Here is a 15,497-nt window from a genome sequence, read left to right as displayed (position 1 = left end):
AGGATGCCTCCATGGCAACGCTCGTGTGCTTCCACGCCCATCCCGACGACGAGGCCATCGCAACGGGGGGGACCATGGCCAAGGCGGCGGCCGACGGACATCGTGTCGTCCTGGTGACCGCCACCCGGGGCGAACACGGGGAGGTGGCCGAGGGTTTCCTCGACCCCGGTGAGGAACTGTGGCAGCGGCGCGAGCAAGAACTGGGCGACGCGGCCAAGGCGCTCGGCGTGGCTCGCTACGAGTTCCTCGGCTACGTCGACTCAGGGATGATGGGCGTCCCCGAGAACGACGTCCCGGGCTGCTTCTGGCAGGCCGAGGTCGACCAGGCGGCTCGGCGGCTGGCCGACATCCTCGAGGAGGAGCAGGCCGACGTCCTCACCGTCTACGACGACACAGGCGGCTACGGGCACCCCGACCACATCCAGGTGTACCGGGTGGGCGTGCGTGCCGCGGAGATGGCCCGCACGCCCAAGGTCTACGAGTCGACCCTCGACAACGACTACATCAAGAGCCTGTGGGCCATGGCGGACGAACTCGGCATGCCGCTGCCGGACGACCTCGGCGACCCTGAGGAGTTCACCATGGGCAAGCCCGCCTCCGAGATCACCACGCGGGTCGACGTGGCGGGCTTCCTCGACCAGAAGCGCCAGGCCATGGCGGCGCACGCCAGCCAGATCTCGGAGACGTCGTTCTTCCTGAACATGCCGCCGCCGGCCTTCGCTGCCATCTGGGGCTTGGAGTGCTACATCCTGCGAGGCGCGCCGGCGGGGACGGCGGAGACCAGCGTGTTCGAGGGCCTGGCTTGAGCCGACTGGTGCTGGTGCGCCACGGCGAGGCCGCGGCCAGGTGGAACGAGGACACCGACCCGGGGCTGAGCGAACGGGGTCGGCAGCAAGCCGCCGCCTTGTCCTACGGGCTGGGCAAGCTGGCACCCATGTTGATCGTGACGAGCCCGTTGCGGCGGGCCCGGGAGACGGCCGCGCCACTGGCCGCGCACTGGGGCGTGGAACCGGTGGTCGACGCGGCGGTAGGCGAGGTGCCGTCGCCCACCGACGACCTGGCCGGGCGCATGGCGTGGCTGGCGTCGGTGCTGTCGACGCCGTTCGAGGACTGGCCTACCGACCTGCAGGCATGGCGGCAATCGGTGGTAGCGGCGTTGTGCGCGTTGCCCACCGAGGCCGTGGTGTTCACCCACTACGTGTTCATCACAGTGGCCGCGGGCGTGGCCGGGTTCCGCCCCGACCACTGCTCGCAGACGGTGGTGTCGGTCGACGACGGCCGCCTGTCGCTCGTGTCCCTCGGCACCGAAGCCGACACGGTGGTGCGCTGATGGGTGTGGCGTGGGCGCACGTGGGCTACCCACAGCGGATTGTGTTCGGCCCCGACGCCGTCGACACATTGGGCGATGTGGTGCGTGAGGCGGGCATGCGCCGGGTGCTGCTGGTGACCACCGAAGGACGGCTGGCGTCGGACGCGGGGGAGCGGGTGGTGGGCCGCTTGGGCCGGGCGCTGGCATCGACGTTCGCGGGCGTGCGCTCGCACGTGCCCACCTCCGCCGTGCAGGCGGCGGTGGCCCAAGCGGGCGACGACGGGGCCGACGGCGTGGTGTCGTTCGGGGGCGGGTCGGCCGCCGACTTGGGCAAGGCCGTGTGCTTCTTCTTGGAGCAGCAGGCGGGCGCCGCGCTGCCGCACGTGTCGGTGCCGACCACCTACTCGGGCGCCGAGCTCACGCCGTTCTTCGGCATGACCGACGAGGCCACGCGGCGCAAGAGCGGGGCGGGTGCACCGTCGCTGGCGCCGGTGGCCGCGGTGTACGACCCGGTGCTGACCCTCGACACGCCCGTGCGGGTGAGCGCGGAGACGGGCATGAACGCCTTGGCCCACGGGGTGGAGTGCGCCTATTCGCCGTTGCGCACGCCGGAAGCCGAGGCCGTGGCACTGGCGTGCATCGAGCGCATCGCTTCGTCGTTGGCCGACGTGGTCGACGCCCCCGGCGACCTGGCCGCTCGCACGCGCATGCTGGAGGGGGCTGCACTGGGCGGCCGGTGCCTGCAGAACGCGGCCATGGGTGTGCACCACGGGTTGGCGCAGTTGGTGGGCGGCCGCACCGGCATCCCCCACGGGCTGGCCAACGCCGTGCTCTTGGCCCATGCCATGCGCTTCAACGCAGAAGCGGTGGGCGGTGCCGCCTACCGGATCGGCGCCGCGCTGGGTGATCCCGACGACCCCGCGGATGCCATCGACCGCCTGCGCGAGCGGCTCGACCTGCCCGCCACGTTGTCGGCATGCGGGGTCACCGACGACGACGTCGACGCCGTGGCCCGCCTGTCGCAGGGCAACCCCAACGTGAAGAACAACCCCCGCCCGGTGTCGGAAGACGACGCCCGCCAGCTGCTGCTCGCCGCCTACTGACTGGGCGGGGGTCAGCGGTCGAGCACGTCGGCCCTGCTGTAGTGGCCGGCCACGTCGAAGTACCGCTTGGCGTGCAGCGCTTGGCGCAGGTCGCAGTCGGCCGCCACGATGCCCTCGGTGTCGTAGAGCGGGCCCGCCACGATGTCGCCGCCGGGGTTGACGACGCAGGCGCCACCACGACCCAGGACGTCGACCCCCTCGGGGAGGCGCAGCGGGAAGTCGGCGGGGAAGGCAGAGGCGGGGATGTACTGCGGCACGCTGACGACGAAGGCGCCCGCCTCCAGAGCGATGTGGCGCATCGACGCCAGCCAGCCGTCGCTGTCGTCGGCCGTGGGGGCCACCCAGATCTGCGGCCCGCCTTGGTAGACGGCCCACCGGGCCAGCGGCATGCGGTTCTCCCAGCAGATGAGCCCGCCCACCCGGCCCGCCCCGGGGAGCTCGACCACGTCGAGGTCGTCGCCCGCCCCGAAGCCGTGGAACACCCGCTCGTGCATGGTCGGCATCAGCTTGCGGTGACGGTGCACGAGGCCGTCGGGGCCGACGATCAACAGCGTGTTGTAGAGGGTGCCCGGGCGGTCGTCCTCCCGCTCGTTGACCCCGATGGCGACGTGGACCTGGTTGGACGCACAGGCCTTGGCCAGCCGCTCGACCAGCGGCCCCCGCACGTCGACGCTGGAGGCCCACATGCGCTCCCACAGTTCCTCGCAGCCCTCGGTCCAGGTGGCCGCGGCGGCCGCCCACCCGCCCGTGGGGTACACCGACACGAAGCACTCGGGGAACACAACCAGCTTCGCCCCATCAGCGGCGGCCTCGTCGATGGAGGCGATCGCCTTGTCGACGGTGGCCTCGGCGTCGAGGATCACCGGCGTCGCCTGCACCGCCGCCACCCGTACGGTCCCGAGCTCGGTCATGTGCCCACGGTAGGCCGTGGTGCGTAGGGTCGGGCCATGTCAGTCGTGAAGATCAACGCCATCACCGTGCCCGCCGAGCGAGCCGACGAGATGGCCGCCCGCTTCGCCGCCCGGGCCGGCCAGGTGGAGAAGACCGAGGGGTTCGAGGAGTTCCAGCTGCTGCGCCCTGCCGACGGCCGCGAGACATGGCTCGTCTACACCCGCTGGCGCGACGAGGACGCCTTCCAGGCGTGGGCCTCGTCGCAGTCGTTCCAGCAAGGCCACGCCCGGCCCGAGGGCAGTGGCGGGCCAGTGGCCAGCGGCGCCGAACTGTGGTCGTACGCGGTCGAACAACGTGCCGAACGGGCGTAGCCTTTGGCCATGACCACCGAGATGCACTGGCGGGGCATGAACCACCTGGCGCTCGTCACGCCCGACATGGACGAGACCGTGCGCTTCTACCACGGGGTGCTCGGCATGCGACTGGTGGCGACCGTCATGGCGGGGCCCATGCGGCACTACTTCTTCGAGATGGGTCCGCAGAACACGGTGGCGTTCTTCGAGTGGAAGGGCGCGCCGACCTATCGCAAGGCAGCGGGCGTGCCCGTCCCCGGGGCGGTGCAACTCGACCACATCTCGTTCAACATGCCCGACGAAGAAGCGCTGCTGCGCCTGCGCGAGCGGTTGCTGGCCGCGGGCTGCGAGATCACCGAGGTGGTCGACCACACCATCGTGCGGTCGGTGTACTTCACCGACCCCAACGGCATCTCGCTGGAGGCCTCGTGGTGGGCGGCCGACGCCACCGGCCGTCCGGTCGACTACGAGGACAAGCGGTTTTTCGCCGATCCCGACCCGGTGCCCGCCGTGCGCGAGCTGATGGACGACGGCGAGCTGGCCTGGCTCCCGCGCACGACGCTGGTGGGCGACGAGGAGAACGCCGACCCCGTCTAGTGATCCACGCGCTGCGCCGAGGGCGGTGACGAGGTCGCCGCGCTGGCGCCGGTCCGCGGCTTCCGAACCCGCGAGGCGGTGGGCTGCAGGAGCGCGGCAGCGACCGATGCCCGCCCGCTGATGCGGGCATCGGTGTCGACGAGGCGCATCTCACCGGCGGCAACGGCGAGCGCGAGTGGCAGTTCGGTCATGACCTTGGCGTCGGCAGCTTCAGGCCGCCCAGGCACCACGCTGCGGCGCCCATGGCGCGACACGATGGTGATGTCGCATCCCGAGACGTCGATGTGAACGACTCCGTCGCCCCTCGCCGGCGTGCCCTCGATCAGAGCGCGCAGCGCGAGGGGTGCCCAGGCCGGGTCAACTCGGTCGCTGCCCGGCCCGTCGAGCATCCACCGGCCTCCCCACTTGACCAAGGCGAGCACGACGGGCTCGAGCTCGCGCCCGGCCTCGGTGAGGCGGTACTCGACGGCTTTGGACCGCTTAGGAGCAGCGCTGCGCTCCACCAGGCCGTCGCTCACGAGCGCGGCCAGTCGCCGAGCGAGCACGGCCGTGCTTATGCCGGGCAACCCGTCCTCCAACGCCCGGAACGGCCGGGGGCCGAGTAAGAGCTCTCGAACCACGAGCAGCGTCCATCGATCGCCGATGCGGTCGAGGGCACGGGCGAGGCCGCAGAACTGTCGGTACGACTTGCGCTCCTGCACGCTGTCGACTCTACTTCATAAAACAAAGTAGATAGGAGGCGCGGTGTTCGAAACGGCGATATCCCGCGACGGCATGTCGTACGAACGGCGCGGCGAACACGACGGCGCCACTGTCGTGCTCGTGCACGGCATCCCGGGTGCCGGACGCGCCTGGCACGTCGTGGCGTCGGCGCTGCCCGGCGGGCTACAGGTCGTGGTCCCCGACCTCCTGGGCTTCGGTGGAAGCGCAAGGCCCAAATCGGCCTCGCTCGACACGCTGGGACCCTCGCCGCAGTCGACCGCCCTGGCGAACCTTCTCGACGACCTAGGAGTGCGAGACGCGGTCGTCGTCGGCCATGACTTCGGCGGGCCGATCTCCATCCTGCTCGCCGAGCGTCGCCCCGATCTCGTTGCCGGATTGCTGGTCTTGGCCGCGAACACCTTCCCCGACACGCCGATCCCGTTTCCGCTGTCGCTCACCACCGCGCCGCTGGTCGGCGGCCTCGCCGCTCGAGCGATCTTCTCGCGCCCCTCCTTGGCGATGATGCTGCGCCAAGGCGTCGGCGCCGGCCCGTCGCCGGATGCGGCCACTTACATCGGCGACGACGGCCAGCACAGGGCCATCGCTGCCATCTTCAGCGGCGCGCTCCGTGGGTTGCGTGAGCTGTACGCGCCGGTCGAGTCCGCGCTCCGCGGCCTCGACGTCCCGGTGGTTGTCGGATGGGGCGACAAGGACCCGTTCTTCCCCCTGGCCCAAGGCAGGCGCACGGCCGAGGCGGCGCGGGGCGAACTGCGCGTGTTCGCGGGCGCGGGCCACTTCTTGCCGCACGAGCGTCCCGACGAGGTCGCTTCGGAGATCGAGAAGCTGTCGGCCGCTCGTGCGCGCTGAACGGGCCGTCGTCGAGCGGGTGCTCCAAGCGCACTGCGTCGAACGCCTCGAGCGGGCGCGGTCGCCACGAGATCGCCGACGGCTACGAGCTCAAGCGCCGGCTCGACGCCCTCCACGCCGGGACGCGGGTGCTTCGCTGGACGCCCGAGGACGTCGGCGTGTTCGCCGCCGGCGCCCTGTGGACCTACGTCACGCCGCCGCTCTTGCTCCGTGACGCGTCATCCGTTCGCTTGCGGCGCAGTTCGCGAGGCGGCGACGAACTGGCGGTGCGCCTCGACGAGCGCATCGCAGGCCACGCGCCGCAACAGGTCCTGCACGTCGATCTGGCCGGGCACATCGTGCGGCACGACTACACGGCCTCGGCGTTCGGGCGCTGGGCCTATGCCGCCCAGGAGGTCGGGGGCTATCGGCTCATCGACGGCGTCGCCCTCGACACAGCCGACCTCCCCTCTTGAAAAGGGATAGTTCTCAAGCTGTCGACCGATCCGTCGCTCCGCTAAGGGAGCGCGTTGCGGATGGCGCCGGCGGCCTCGTGCGCCCGAGGCGGGTCGCACAACTCGACCCGCTTGTTCCAGAGCGCGGTGCCCATCTCGTCGTCGGGGGCGAACGGCATGCGAGGGAACAGCGCCACATGGAAGTGCGGGAAAACCTCGCCGAAGGCGAGCACGTAGACCCGCTCGGCGCCCATGGTCGCTTGGATGGCCGCGGTCAGGTCGCGCACCAGCCCGCCGAGCTCGGCCGCTTCGGCGTCGTCCATGCCCATCGGCCCCTCGGCGTGGCGGCGCAGTTCGAGGAAGAGCCACCCCGGCACGTCGAAGCCGGGGGCCACGCAGGCCGACCACAGGTCGGTGCGTAGCACCCACCCGCCGGGCGGCTCGACGTCGGCCGACTCCCGTTCGCAGATCTCGCAATTCGCCATGGGAGTAGCATGTCTACCGCATGAAACGGATGCTGACGGTCGACGACCTGGCTCGGGACGAGCGCTTCCAGCGCATCCGCATCGAGGACGTGGTGTTCGACCCGCGCCGGGCCAATCTGGGCAAGCGGGAGAACGCCTTCAAGCCGTCCGACCCCGACTCGCCCGACGCCGCCCGCGCCTTGATGCACGGGATCTTCGTGGGCGAGATCCAGGCCCTGGAGGGAGCAGGACGCACCTGCTACGACTTCGAGGACGACATCCCGTTCCAGCTCAAGCTCGACATGGCCCGCCAGTCGTGGGACGAGGCTCGCCACGTCGAGATCTCGGTGAAGCTGAGCGAGCACATGGGCACCGAGATCGGCGAGTTCTCCGAGCAGACGCTGCTGTTCGAGGCGGCGTGCAACAGCGACGCCGTCCTGCGCCTGACCGGCGTGAACCGGGCGCTCGAAGGGCTCGCTATCGACGTCTTCAACACCATGCGCGACTTCGGTGCGGCCACCGAAGACCCGGTTCTGCACTTCTGCGAGGACTGGATGCTGGCCGACGAGGTCACCCACGTGAAGATGGGCTCCGACTGGTTGCGGCGGCTCACGGCTGACGACCCGGAGCGGCGGGCGGCTGCGCTGGAGTTCCAGCGCACGGTCGACAAGCTGTTCAGCTTCGGGGGGTTCCGGGGCGAGTCGGAGGACAACCCTGTCCACCTGGCCCGCCGGTTCCGTTCCATGGCTGGGTTCTCCGACGAGGAGATCACCGACCTGGTCGACATCGCCGCCGAGGCCCAGCGCGAGGCCGAAGCGAAGTTCGCGGCGGCCACGCCGCCGTCTGCCTGACCTCCCCGTGCTGCGCGATGTCCACGTGGCGTGGGCCTGGGTGATGATCCTCGGCAACGGGCTGGCCGGCGTGTGGTCGCTCGCCGCCCACTCCCTGCCGTCGTTGCGCACCCGGGCGCTGTGGTGGTTCACCTTCGCCGCCGAGGTGTCGGTGTTCGTCCAAGTCGCCCTCGGCGTCGGCATGGTGGCGGGGCAGAAGATCGAAGCGCCCCAGTTCCACATGTTCTACGGCTTCGTGGCCATCGTGGCCGTGGGGTTGCTCTACTCGTACCGCCAGCAGCTACGGCACCACCTGTACCGGCTCTACGGCTTCGGCGGGCTGTTCGTGATGGGCCTCGGCATCCGGGCCCTGCTGGTGGGCCGCGGCTGACCGCTACAGGTGCACCACGGGGCAGGTGAGGGTGCGGGTGATCCCGTCGATCAGCTGCACCTTGCTCACCACCATGCGGCCCAACTCGTCGACCGAGTCGGCCTCGGCCCGCACGATCACGTCGTAGGGCCCGGTCACGTCCTCGGCGCTGACGACGCCGCTGATGCCCGCCACTTCCTCGGCCACTTGGGCGGCCTTGCCGACCTCGGTCTGGATGAGCACATATGCGCTGACGGCCACTGAACGCCTCCCTGGAAAGTGTGGGCGGGATCGTAGCCTGCGGGGCGTGCACGGCACCCGGCCCTGCTATGTACTCGGGACGTGGGTTATTCGCTGAGGCGCTTCTCCAAGGCGGAGAGCTCGTCGTGGAGGGTGTCGGGGAGGCGGTCGCCGAACTGGGCGAAGTGCTCCTGGATCGACGGCACCTCGGCCCGCCACTCCTCGGTGTCGACCCGCAGCAGCTCGGCCATGTCGTCGGCGGGCACGTCGAGCCCGTCGGTGTCGATGGCCCCCGGCGCAGGCAGGTAGCCGATCGGCGTCTCCACGGCCTCGCCCCGCCCGGCGCAGCGCTCGAACACCCACTCCAGCACCCGGCTGTTCTCGCCGTAGCCCGGCCACAGCCAGCGCCCGTCGGCGTCCTTGCGGAACCAGTTGACGTAGAAGATCTTGGGCAGGTTCTCGGCGCTCGTCTGCTCGCCGATGCGCAGCCAGTGGGCGAAGTAGTCGGCCATGTTGTAGCCGGAGAAGGGCAGCATGGCGAAGGGGTCACGCCGCAGCCGCACCGGGCCCTCGGCCGCCGCCGTCGTCTCCGAGGCCATGGTCGAGCCCATGAACACGCCGTGCTGCCAGTTGAACGCCTCGTGGATCAGCGGCACCACCGACGAGCGGCGGCCGCCGAACAGGACGGCCGAGATGGGCACGCCCGCGGGGTCCTCCCACTCGGGAGCGATGGCCGGGTCCTGGGCGGCGGGCGCCGTGAAGCGGGCGTTGGGATGGGCGGCCGGCGTGCCCTTCGCCGGGGTCCAGTCCTCGCACCGCCAGTCCTTCAGGTGCTCGGGCTGCTCCTCGGTCATGCCCTCCCACCACACGTCGCCGTCGTCGGTCAGCGCGGTGTTGGTGAAGATGGAGTTGCCGTCCAACGTCAGCATGGCGTTGGGGTTCGTCTGCATGTTGGTGCCCGGCGCCACGCCGAAGAAGCCCGCCTCGGGGTTGATGGCGTACAGCCGGCCGTCGGGGCCGAACTTCATCCAGCAGATGTCGTCGCCGACCGTCTCGACCTTCCACCCCGGGATGGTGGGGATGAGCATGGCCAGGTTGGTCTTGCCGCACGCCGAGGGGAACGCCCCGGTGATGTAGCGGGTCTCGCCCGCGGGCGAGGTCAGCTTCAGGATCAGCATGTGCTCGGCCAGCCACCCGTCGTCGCGGGCCATGACCGAGGCGATGCGCAGGGCGAAGCACTTCTTGCCCAGCAGGGCGTTGCCGCCGTAGCCCGAGCCGAACGACCAGATCTCCCGGGTCTCCGGGAAGTGCACGATGTACTTGTTCTCCGCGTTGCACGGCCAGGCCACGTCGTCCTGGCCCTCGGCCAGGGGCATGCCGACCGAGTGCAGGCAGGGCACAAAGTCGCCGTCGGCGCCCAGCACCTCCAAGGCGCCCTTGCCCATGCGGGTCATGATCCGCATGTTCACCACGGCGTACGGCGAGTCGGTGAGCTGCACGCCGATGTGGGCGATGGGCGAGCCCAGCGGCCCCATGGAGAACGGCACCACGTACATGGTGCGGCCCTTCATCGAGCCCCGGAACAGCTCGGTCAGCGTCGCCTTCATCTCGGCGGGCGGCTGCCAGTTGTTTGTGGGGCCGGCGTCGTCCTCCCGCTCCGAGCAGATGAAGGTGCGGCTCTCGACCCGGGCGACGTCGCCGGGGTCGGAGGCAGCCCAGTAGCTGTTGGGGCGCTTGGCGTCCGACAGCTTGGTGAAGGTGCCGTTGTCGACCAAGAGCTGCGCCAGCCGGTCGTACTCCTCGGCGGAGCCGTCGCACCACTCGATGCGATCAGGAGTGGTGAGGGCTGCGACCTCTTCGACCCAGTGGAGCAGCTTCTCGTTCGTGGTGGGTGCCGTCACCGTTGACGCCTTTCTCCGTGCTACAGGTCAGAGAATCGTAGGGTCGACGTCATTCCCCGGCCCAATCGGCGTAATGCGCCCGTCACGCTCGGGGCGGCGGCGGCTCCTCGGGAGTGGCCATGTCGACCTCGGAACCGAGGCGCAACCGTGTGGCCCGGCCCTCGCCGTCGATGTCGAACACCACCCGCTGGCCCTGGCGCAGCATGCGGAAGACGGACCCGTCGAGCGCGCCCGGCGCCAACTCGATCTCGGCCCGGTCGGTGTCACGGATCAGCGCGCCCATCTTGGTCCCGGGGTCGTACGACTTGATCACGCCCTGCACAGCCACCTCCTACAGTCGGCCCGTGGACGCTACCGGAGGCGGCGAGTTCGCGGCGATCCGGCGGTTGGCCGAACTGTTCCCCGCCATCGGCGACGACTGCGCCGTGGTCGACGGGCTGCTGCTGGCCGCCGACGCCGTGGTCGACGGCGTGCACGGCTCCGACCCCGAAGCGCTGGGGTGGAAGGCGGTGGTGGCCAACGTCAGCGACGTGGCCGCCATGGGCGGACGCCCCCTGTACCTCCTGGTCACCGTCTCGGGACCGCCGAGCACCGGCCTCGACGCCCTGTACCGGGGCATCACCGCCGCGGCCCGCGCCTACGACTGCGAGGTGGTGGGCGGTGACCTCACCAACGCGCCGACGCTGGTCGTCTCCGTCTCGGTGGTCGGCCGGTGCGACGGGGCGCCCGTGCTGCGTTCGGGAGCGGGCGTGGGCGATTCGGTGTTCGTGACCGGCCCGCTGGGCGGGGCGGCGGCGAGTGGTTGGACGGCTCGGCCCGAAGCACGCGTGGCCGAAGGCAACGCGGCGCGGGAGGCGGGCGCCACCGCCATGATCGACGTGTCCGACGGGCTGGGCGCCGACCTCGGCCATGTCTGCGACGCCTCGGCCGTCGGCGTCGACCTCTTCCGCATCCCCGTGGCCGACGGCGCCACCGAGGACCAGGCGCTGGGCGGCGGCGAGGACTACGAGCTGGTGTTCACCGCGCCCGACGTGGAGCGGGTGGTCGACACGTTCAGCGAAGCGGGGCTGGCCGTGCCCGAGCGCATCGGCGTGTGCGTAGCCGACGTGACGGTGCGCCCGCCCCGCCGCGGGTGGGAGCATCGATGGTCATGAAGCGCCCCGTCGCCCTCACCATCGCCGGCTCCGACTCGGGCGGCGGGGCCGGCATCACAGCCGACCTGAAGACCTTCGAGGCCCACGACGTGTGGGGCACCGTGGCAGTCGTGGCCGTCACCGCCCAGAACACCGTCGGCGTGCAGGCCTTCGAGACGCTCCCCGCTGACTTGGTGCGCCGCCAGATCGAGAGCGTCACCGCCGACATCGGCGTCGACGCCGCCAAGACGGGGATGCTGGCCTCGGCCGAGCTCGTCGCCGCCGTGGCCGCTGCCGTGCGCGACTTCGGCGTCGCCAACCTCGTCGTCGACCCGGTGTTCGTCTCCAAGCACGGCGACACGCTGTTGGCCGACGACGCCGTGGGCGCCTTGCGCGACGAGCTGCTGCCGCTGGCCACCGTCGTCACCCCCAACCTGCCTGAGGCCGCCGCGCTGGTCGGCTTCGCCATCGACGACCGTGCCGCCATGGAGGAAGCGGGTCGCAGCCTGGCCGCCCGCGGCCCCAAGACGGTGTTGGTCAAGGGCGGCCACCTCGGCGGCGAGGAGTCGCCCGACTGCCTGGTCGCCGGCGACGACGTGCAGTGGATCGAGGGCGTCCGCATCGAAGGCCGCCACACCCACGGCACCGGCTGCGTCCTGTCGGCCGCCATCGCCGCCGAGCTGGCCCGGGGCATGGAACCCGCGGACGCCTGCATCGCCGCCAAGCGGTTCATCGAGCGTGCCATCGCCGCCGGGGTCGACCTCGGCAGCGGCGTGGGACCGGTCGACCCCGGGTGGGGCCGCCGCACCTGATGTCGACTTGGGGCTGCGCCGCGTGCGGGGGCGAGAACCCCGGAGGCACGCGCTTCTGCGGCCACTGCGGCACCCCGAGCGCGGCCGCCGCCCCGCCCGCCGACGCCGAGGTGGCCGACGCCCTGCGGGCGCTGGCCGACGCTCGGGCCACCGAGGAACGCCGCCTCGTCACCGCGCTCTTCGCCGACATCTCCGGCTTCACCTCGCTGTCGGAACAGCTCGACGCCGAGGAGCTCCATGGCGTCATCTCGCCGGTCATCTCCCGCTTGGCGGCGGTGGCCGAGCGCTACGACGGCTTCATCGCCAAGTACGCAGGCGACGCCCTGCTCGTCTTCTTCGGCGCTCCCGTGGCGCACGAGGACGACGCCGCGCGCGCCCTGCTCGTCGCCCTGGAGATGCACGAGGCCATCGCCGACAAGGCGGGCCTGCCCGACGCGGCGGCCGGGCTCGAACTGCACATCGGCGTGAACACCGGGCGGGTCATCTCCGGCCGCTACGGCGGTGAGGCCCGGGCCGACTACTCGATCCTCGGTGACGCCGTGAACCTGGCCCAGCGGCTGGAGTCGGTGGCGCCGTCGGGCGAGACCTACGTGGGGGAGTCGACGTACCGGCTCACGGCCGACGAGTTCGAGTTCGAGTCGGTCGGCATGCTGACGCTGAAGGGCAAGGCGCAGCCGGTGGCGGGCTACCGCTTGCTCGGGCCCCGTCACAGCGCGGCCCCGTCGTCGGCGGCCGGCCGTCCGCTGATCGGCCGGGAGCGGGAACTGGCCGCGGTGGCCGCGGCGCTGCAGCAGCACGGCGCCGTCGTCGTGTCGGGCGAGCCCGGCATCGGCAAGACCCGCTTGCTCGGCGCCGTGCAGTCGGCTGCCGACGGCGTGTGGCTCCAGACCCGGTGCCTCTCGTACGGCGCCGCCCTGCCGTACTGGCCCTTCGCCGACCTGCTGCGCCGGTTGTCGGGCATCCGTCCCGAAGACGACCCGGCGGGCGCCTTCGACCGCCTGCCCGCGGTGCCGGGCCGCAACTTCCTGGCTCGGCTGGCGGGCCTGCCCGTCGACGACGCCGACCTCGCCGCACTGGCGCCCGACGCCTTTCGCCGTGGCCTGCACGAGGCCGTGGTGGCGTGGCTGTCGGCCCTGGCCCCGGTGACGTTGGCGGTGGAGGACGTGCACTGGGCCGACACGTCGTCGCTCGAGTTGCTGGCCGCCTTGGCGGGCGGTCCGGTGAAGCTGGTGCTCACCACCCGGCCCGAAGGCATCGAGGCGTGCACGTCGCTGGGGGCTGCGCCGGTCGCCCTGGGCCCACTCGACGAAGGCGGCGTGCGGGCGCTGGTGGAGGCGACGCTCGGCGGCGTGCCGCCCCTCGACCTGGTGCGAGCCGTGCTCGGCCGCACCAACGGCAACCCGTTGTTCGTGGAGGAGATCACCCGCTCGTTGGTCGAACAAGGCGCTGTCGTGCCTGCCGACGGGCGCTTCACCATGCGCTCGAACTGGGACGCCGCCGCCCTGCCCGACACCGTGGAGCGGGTCCTCGCCTCCCGTATCGACGGCCTCCCCGCCTCGGCGGCGAACGTGCTGCAGACGGCATCGGTGATCGGCCGGGTGACCCGGCGCTCTTTGTTGACCGCCGTGCTCGGCGACGTCGGCGACGTCGACGACCTCGACGCCGAGTTGCACCGGTTGCTGGCGGGCGGCTTCCTCGACCGCACCGAAATGGCGGGGGAGGAGGCGCTGGCCTTCCACCATGCCTTGGTGCAGGACGTCGCCTACACCCGCATGCTCGCGAGGCACCGCCGGGAACTGCACCTGCGGGTGGCGCACGTGGCCGAGGGGCTCTACGGCGCAGGCGACGACGTCATCGACCTGTTGGCCCGGGAGCTCTACCTCGGCGGCGCAGGTGCCGAGGCCATCGACTACCTGGTGCGGGCGGGGCGGCGGGCGGCCGGGCTGTTCGCCAACGACGAGGCCATCGTCCACTTGGAGCGGGCCGCCGAGGTGGCCCACGAGCACTCACCCGAGCGGGCCGCTGAGTTGCTGCTCGACGTGGGTGAACTGCACGAGCTGGTGGGCCATTTCGAAGAGGCCCGGCGGCGTTACCGCGAGGCGGGCAGTGACTTGCGGGCGTGGCGGGGGATGGCCTCGACCTTGCGCAAGCAGGGTGCGTATCGGGAGACGCTGGCGGTGCTCGACGACGCCTTCGCGGTGGCGCCGCCCGACGCTCCGGAGAGCGCGGCGTTGTGGTTGGAGAAAGGCTGGACGCTCTGCCTCAACGGCCAGTTGGACGAGGGGCTGGAGGCGTTGCACGCCGGGCTGGCCGCCGCGGGCGATGCGTCGGACCCCGTGGTCGGCGACCTGCTGGTCGAGGTGGCGCGGGTGCACCTCATGGCCGGGCGCAACCACGAGGCGCTTGAGCATGCGCAGCGGGCGCAAGCGGTGTTCGAGCAGCACAGCGAGTTGCGGGGGCTGACGGCCGCCCTGCGGGTGGTGGGCGACGTACACGGCTACCTGGGTGCCCACGACGCCGCCGTCGAGACGTTGCGGCGCGGGTTGGAGCTGGCCCGCCGGGTGGGACGGCCCGACGAGATCGGGGGCTGTCTGATCAACCTCGGCATGGTCGAGCTGGAGCGGGGTGAACTGGCCGCCGCCGTGGCCTGCGACCGCGAAGCCGTCGAGCAGTTCGAGACGATCGGCCACGAGAGCGGCCGAGCCACCGCCTACGCCAACCTGGCCGAGAAGCTGTTGCTGAGCGGGGACGTCGACGAGGCCGAGCAGACGTGCCAGAAGGCGCTGTCGCTGGCCCGGGGCATCTCGCTCACCTACACGGTGGCCGACGCCACCCAGACGCTGGGCTCCATCCGGCTCCAGCAGGGCCGCGCCGACGCCGCCGTCCGCTTGTTCGAAGAGGCGACCGAGACGTTCGGGTCGATGGGCATCGACGCCCGCCGCGACCAAGCCGCCCGCCTCGCCGCCGAAGCCGCCGCACTCCCGAGTACATAGCCGGCGAAATTCGCCGGCTATGTACTCGGGACGTGGGGTTTAGCCCTGGTACGACCCGCCGCCGCTGCCCGGGATGCCGTCGATGTCGATGTCGGTCTCGCTGTGGTCGAGCACCTTGGCCCGCTTGGCCGTGGTGACCACGCCGTGCACCGTGGCGGGGGCGTCGGCGTCGGGGATGGTGACGGCGAGCTGCACCGCGTTGCCGACGGCCGAGTACGTGGTCGTCGACACTCGCGCCGCCGTACCCGTCAGCGTCGTGTAGGTGACTTCGAGGGTGTAGGTGATCTCGGCGCAGGCCGGTGCGGCCAGCGTGAGGTCGGTGGTGACCGTGCGGGTGCCGGCGGCGGGGCCGAGCACGTAGCTGCCGGAGCCGCCGAGGATCTCGGCGCAGTCGGGGCCCTTGGCGTCGATGGTTGCGCCGGCGAGCGGGGTGGTGCCGAGGAGGGCGGCCACGCCGACGCCGACGGCGAGCGTCAGCCGGGCGATGGTCTTGTTCAT

19 protein-coding genes are annotated in these 15,497 nt (G+C 71.4%); 12 read left to right on the top strand and 7 right to left on the bottom strand.

The annotated features are described in order from the left end of the window. The first annotated feature begins 11 nt into the window (after positions 1–11). Genes VM938_09150 through VM938_09140 form a run of 3 tightly spaced genes read left to right on the top strand, consistent with a single transcriptional unit; the run spans position 12 to position 2,412 of the window. Positions 12–806 carry a PIG-L family deacetylase gene (locus VM938_09150; GenBank protein ID HVF75205.1) on the top strand — a complete coding sequence of 265 codons (795 nt, stop codon included), beginning with the start codon at positions 12–14 and terminating at the stop codon, positions 804–806. Then, positions 803–1,330 (top strand): histidine phosphatase family protein, encoded by a 528-nt coding sequence (locus tag VM938_09145; protein ID HVF75204.1) that lies wholly within the window; start codon positions 803–805, stop codon positions 1,328–1,330. The genes VM938_09150 and VM938_09145 overlap by 4 nt, the downstream gene beginning before the upstream one ends. Further along, positions 1,330–2,412 carry an iron-containing alcohol dehydrogenase gene (locus VM938_09140; protein ID HVF75203.1) on the top strand — a complete coding sequence of 361 codons (1,083 nt, stop codon included), beginning with the start codon at positions 1,330–1,332 and terminating at the stop codon, positions 2,410–2,412. The genes VM938_09145 and VM938_09140 overlap by 1 nt, the downstream gene beginning before the upstream one ends. A gap of 11 nt (positions 2,413–2,423) precedes the next feature. Here VM938_09140 and VM938_09135 read toward each other — a convergent pair whose 3' ends face one another. Next, positions 2,424–3,323, bottom strand: coding sequence for a carbon-nitrogen hydrolase family protein (locus VM938_09135; protein ID HVF75202.1), 900 nt, complete (start codon positions 3,321–3,323; stop codon positions 2,424–2,426). 36 nt (positions 3,324–3,359) lie between these two features. Between VM938_09135 and VM938_09130 the strand changes: the two genes are divergently transcribed. Together VM938_09130 and VM938_09125 are read left to right on the top strand one after the other, a co-directional pair. Beyond that, positions 3,360–3,674, top strand: a complete 315-nt coding sequence (locus VM938_09130) for an antibiotic biosynthesis monooxygenase (protein HVF75201.1) — start codon at positions 3,360–3,362, stop codon at positions 3,672–3,674. Between the two features lie 9 nt (positions 3,675–3,683). After that, the gene (locus tag VM938_09125) at positions 3,684–4,253 is read left to right on the top strand and encodes a VOC family protein (protein ID HVF75200.1); all 570 of its coding nucleotides are present in this window, start codon (positions 3,684–3,686) and stop codon (positions 4,251–4,253) included. Here VM938_09125 and VM938_09120 read toward each other — a convergent pair. Beyond that, on the bottom strand, positions 4,250–4,954 hold the full coding sequence (locus tag VM938_09120) for a helix-turn-helix domain-containing protein (protein HVF75199.1): 705 nt from the start codon (positions 4,952–4,954) through the stop codon (positions 4,250–4,252). The two genes, VM938_09125 and VM938_09120, sit on opposite strands and share 4 nt — an antisense overlap. 43 nt (positions 4,955–4,997) lie before the next feature. Between VM938_09120 and VM938_09115 the strand changes: the two genes are divergently transcribed. Both VM938_09115 and VM938_09110 read left to right on the top strand, forming a co-directional pair. After that, complete coding sequence (locus VM938_09115) at positions 4,998–5,822, top strand: alpha/beta hydrolase (protein ID HVF75198.1); 825 nt, start codon at positions 4,998–5,000, stop codon at positions 5,820–5,822. Positions 5,823–5,950: 128 nt separating this feature from the next. Continuing rightward, positions 5,951–6,277, top strand: coding sequence for a hypothetical protein (locus VM938_09110; protein ID HVF75197.1), 327 nt, complete (start codon positions 5,951–5,953; stop codon positions 6,275–6,277). A gap of 41 nt (positions 6,278–6,318) precedes the next feature. On the opposite strand, the gene VM938_09105 is transcribed toward VM938_09110, so the two are convergent. Next, positions 6,319–6,741, bottom strand: coding sequence for a hypothetical protein (locus VM938_09105; GenBank protein ID HVF75196.1), 423 nt, complete (start codon positions 6,739–6,741; stop codon positions 6,319–6,321). A 20-nt stretch (positions 6,742–6,761) separates the two neighbouring features. Between VM938_09105 and VM938_09100 the strand changes: the two genes are divergently transcribed. Together VM938_09100 and VM938_09095 are read left to right on the top strand one after the other, a co-directional pair. Next, the gene (locus VM938_09100; protein ID HVF75195.1) at positions 6,762–7,571 is read left to right on the top strand and encodes a DUF455 family protein; all 810 of its coding nucleotides are present in this window, start codon (positions 6,762–6,764) and stop codon (positions 7,569–7,571) included. 7 nt (positions 7,572–7,578) lie between these two features. Beyond that, positions 7,579–7,941, top strand: coding sequence for a hypothetical protein (locus VM938_09095; GenBank protein ID HVF75194.1), 363 nt, complete (start codon positions 7,579–7,581; stop codon positions 7,939–7,941). Between the two features lie 3 nt (positions 7,942–7,944). Here VM938_09095 and VM938_09090 read toward each other — a convergent pair whose 3' ends face one another. The 3 genes from VM938_09090 to VM938_09080 form a co-directional block, all read right to left on the bottom strand. Next, a complete protein-coding gene (locus tag VM938_09090; protein ID HVF75193.1) occupies positions 7,945–8,181 on the bottom strand; it encodes an Lrp/AsnC ligand binding domain-containing protein in 237 nt (78 codons plus the stop codon). 86 nt (positions 8,182–8,267) lie between these two features. Beyond that, positions 8,268–10,061 (bottom strand): phosphoenolpyruvate carboxykinase (GTP), encoded by a 1,794-nt coding sequence (locus VM938_09085; GenBank protein HVF75192.1) that lies wholly within the window; start codon positions 10,059–10,061, stop codon positions 8,268–8,270. 82 nt (positions 10,062–10,143) lie between these two features. Next, complete coding sequence (locus tag VM938_09080; GenBank protein ID HVF75191.1) at positions 10,144–10,383, bottom strand: hypothetical protein; 240 nt, start codon at positions 10,381–10,383, stop codon at positions 10,144–10,146. Between the two features lie 22 nt (positions 10,384–10,405). Between VM938_09080 and VM938_09075 the strand changes: the two genes are divergently transcribed. From VM938_09075 to VM938_09065, 3 genes are read left to right on the top strand one after another with little or no spacing between them, the layout of a single operon-like run. Continuing rightward, complete coding sequence (locus VM938_09075; GenBank protein HVF75190.1) at positions 10,406–11,215, top strand: thiamine-phosphate kinase; 810 nt, start codon at positions 10,406–10,408, stop codon at positions 11,213–11,215. After that, positions 11,212–12,006: a bifunctional hydroxymethylpyrimidine kinase/phosphomethylpyrimidine kinase gene (gene thiD / locus VM938_09070; GenBank protein HVF75189.1), complete on the top strand. Its 795-nt coding sequence runs from the start codon at positions 11,212–11,214 to the stop codon at positions 12,004–12,006. The genes VM938_09075 and thiD overlap by 4 nt, the downstream gene beginning before the upstream one ends. After that, the gene (locus VM938_09065) at positions 12,006–14,999 is read left to right on the top strand and encodes an adenylate/guanylate cyclase domain-containing protein (protein ID HVF75188.1); all 2,994 of its coding nucleotides are present in this window, start codon (positions 12,006–12,008) and stop codon (positions 14,997–14,999) included. Before thiD ends, VM938_09065 begins: the two co-directional genes overlap by 1 nt. 39 nt (positions 15,000–15,038) lie before the next feature. Here VM938_09065 and VM938_09060 read toward each other — a convergent pair whose 3' ends face one another. Next, complete coding sequence (locus VM938_09060) at positions 15,039–15,497, bottom strand: hypothetical protein (GenBank protein ID HVF75187.1); 459 nt, start codon at positions 15,495–15,497, stop codon at positions 15,039–15,041.

It is taken from the genome of Acidimicrobiales bacterium (assembly GCA_035536915.1).
In the GTDB taxonomy this organism is placed as follows: Bacteria; Actinomycetota; Acidimicrobiia; order Acidimicrobiales; family JAHWLA01; genus JAHWLA01.
Note: the sequence above shows the minus strand (reverse complement) of the source record. Positions and strands in the feature narration are given on the sequence as shown.

Excerpts from the sequence above, each read along its gene's own strand:
- VM938_09140 (HVF75203.1), top strand. The coding sequence starts at position 1,330 with ATGGGTGTGGCGTGGGCGCACGTGGGCTACCCACAGCGGATTGTGTTC.
- VM938_09135 (HVF75202.1), bottom strand. The coding sequence starts at position 3,323 with ATGACCGAGCTCGGGACCGTACGGGTGGCGGCGGTGCAGGCGACGCCG.
- VM938_09100 (HVF75195.1), top strand. The coding sequence starts at position 6,762 with ATGAAACGGATGCTGACGGTCGACGACCTGGCTCGGGACGAGCGCTTC.
- VM938_09060 (HVF75187.1), bottom strand. The coding sequence starts at position 15,497 with ATGAACAAGACCATCGCCCGGCTGACGCTCGCCGTCGGCGTCGGCGTG.
- VM938_09065 (HVF75188.1), top strand. The coding sequence starts at position 12,006 with ATGTCGACTTGGGGCTGCGCCGCGTGCGGGGGCGAGAACCCCGGAGGC.
- VM938_09150 (HVF75205.1), top strand. The coding sequence starts at position 12 with ATGGCAACGCTCGTGTGCTTCCACGCCCATCCCGACGACGAGGCCATC.
- VM938_09130 (HVF75201.1), top strand. The coding sequence starts at position 3,360 with ATGTCAGTCGTGAAGATCAACGCCATCACCGTGCCCGCCGAGCGAGCC.
- VM938_09105 (HVF75196.1), bottom strand. The coding sequence starts at position 6,741 with ATGGCGAATTGCGAGATCTGCGAACGGGAGTCGGCCGACGTCGAGCCG.
- VM938_09125 (HVF75200.1), top strand. The coding sequence starts at position 3,684 with ATGACCACCGAGATGCACTGGCGGGGCATGAACCACCTGGCGCTCGTC.
- thiD (HVF75189.1), top strand. The coding sequence starts at position 11,212 with ATGAAGCGCCCCGTCGCCCTCACCATCGCCGGCTCCGACTCGGGCGGC.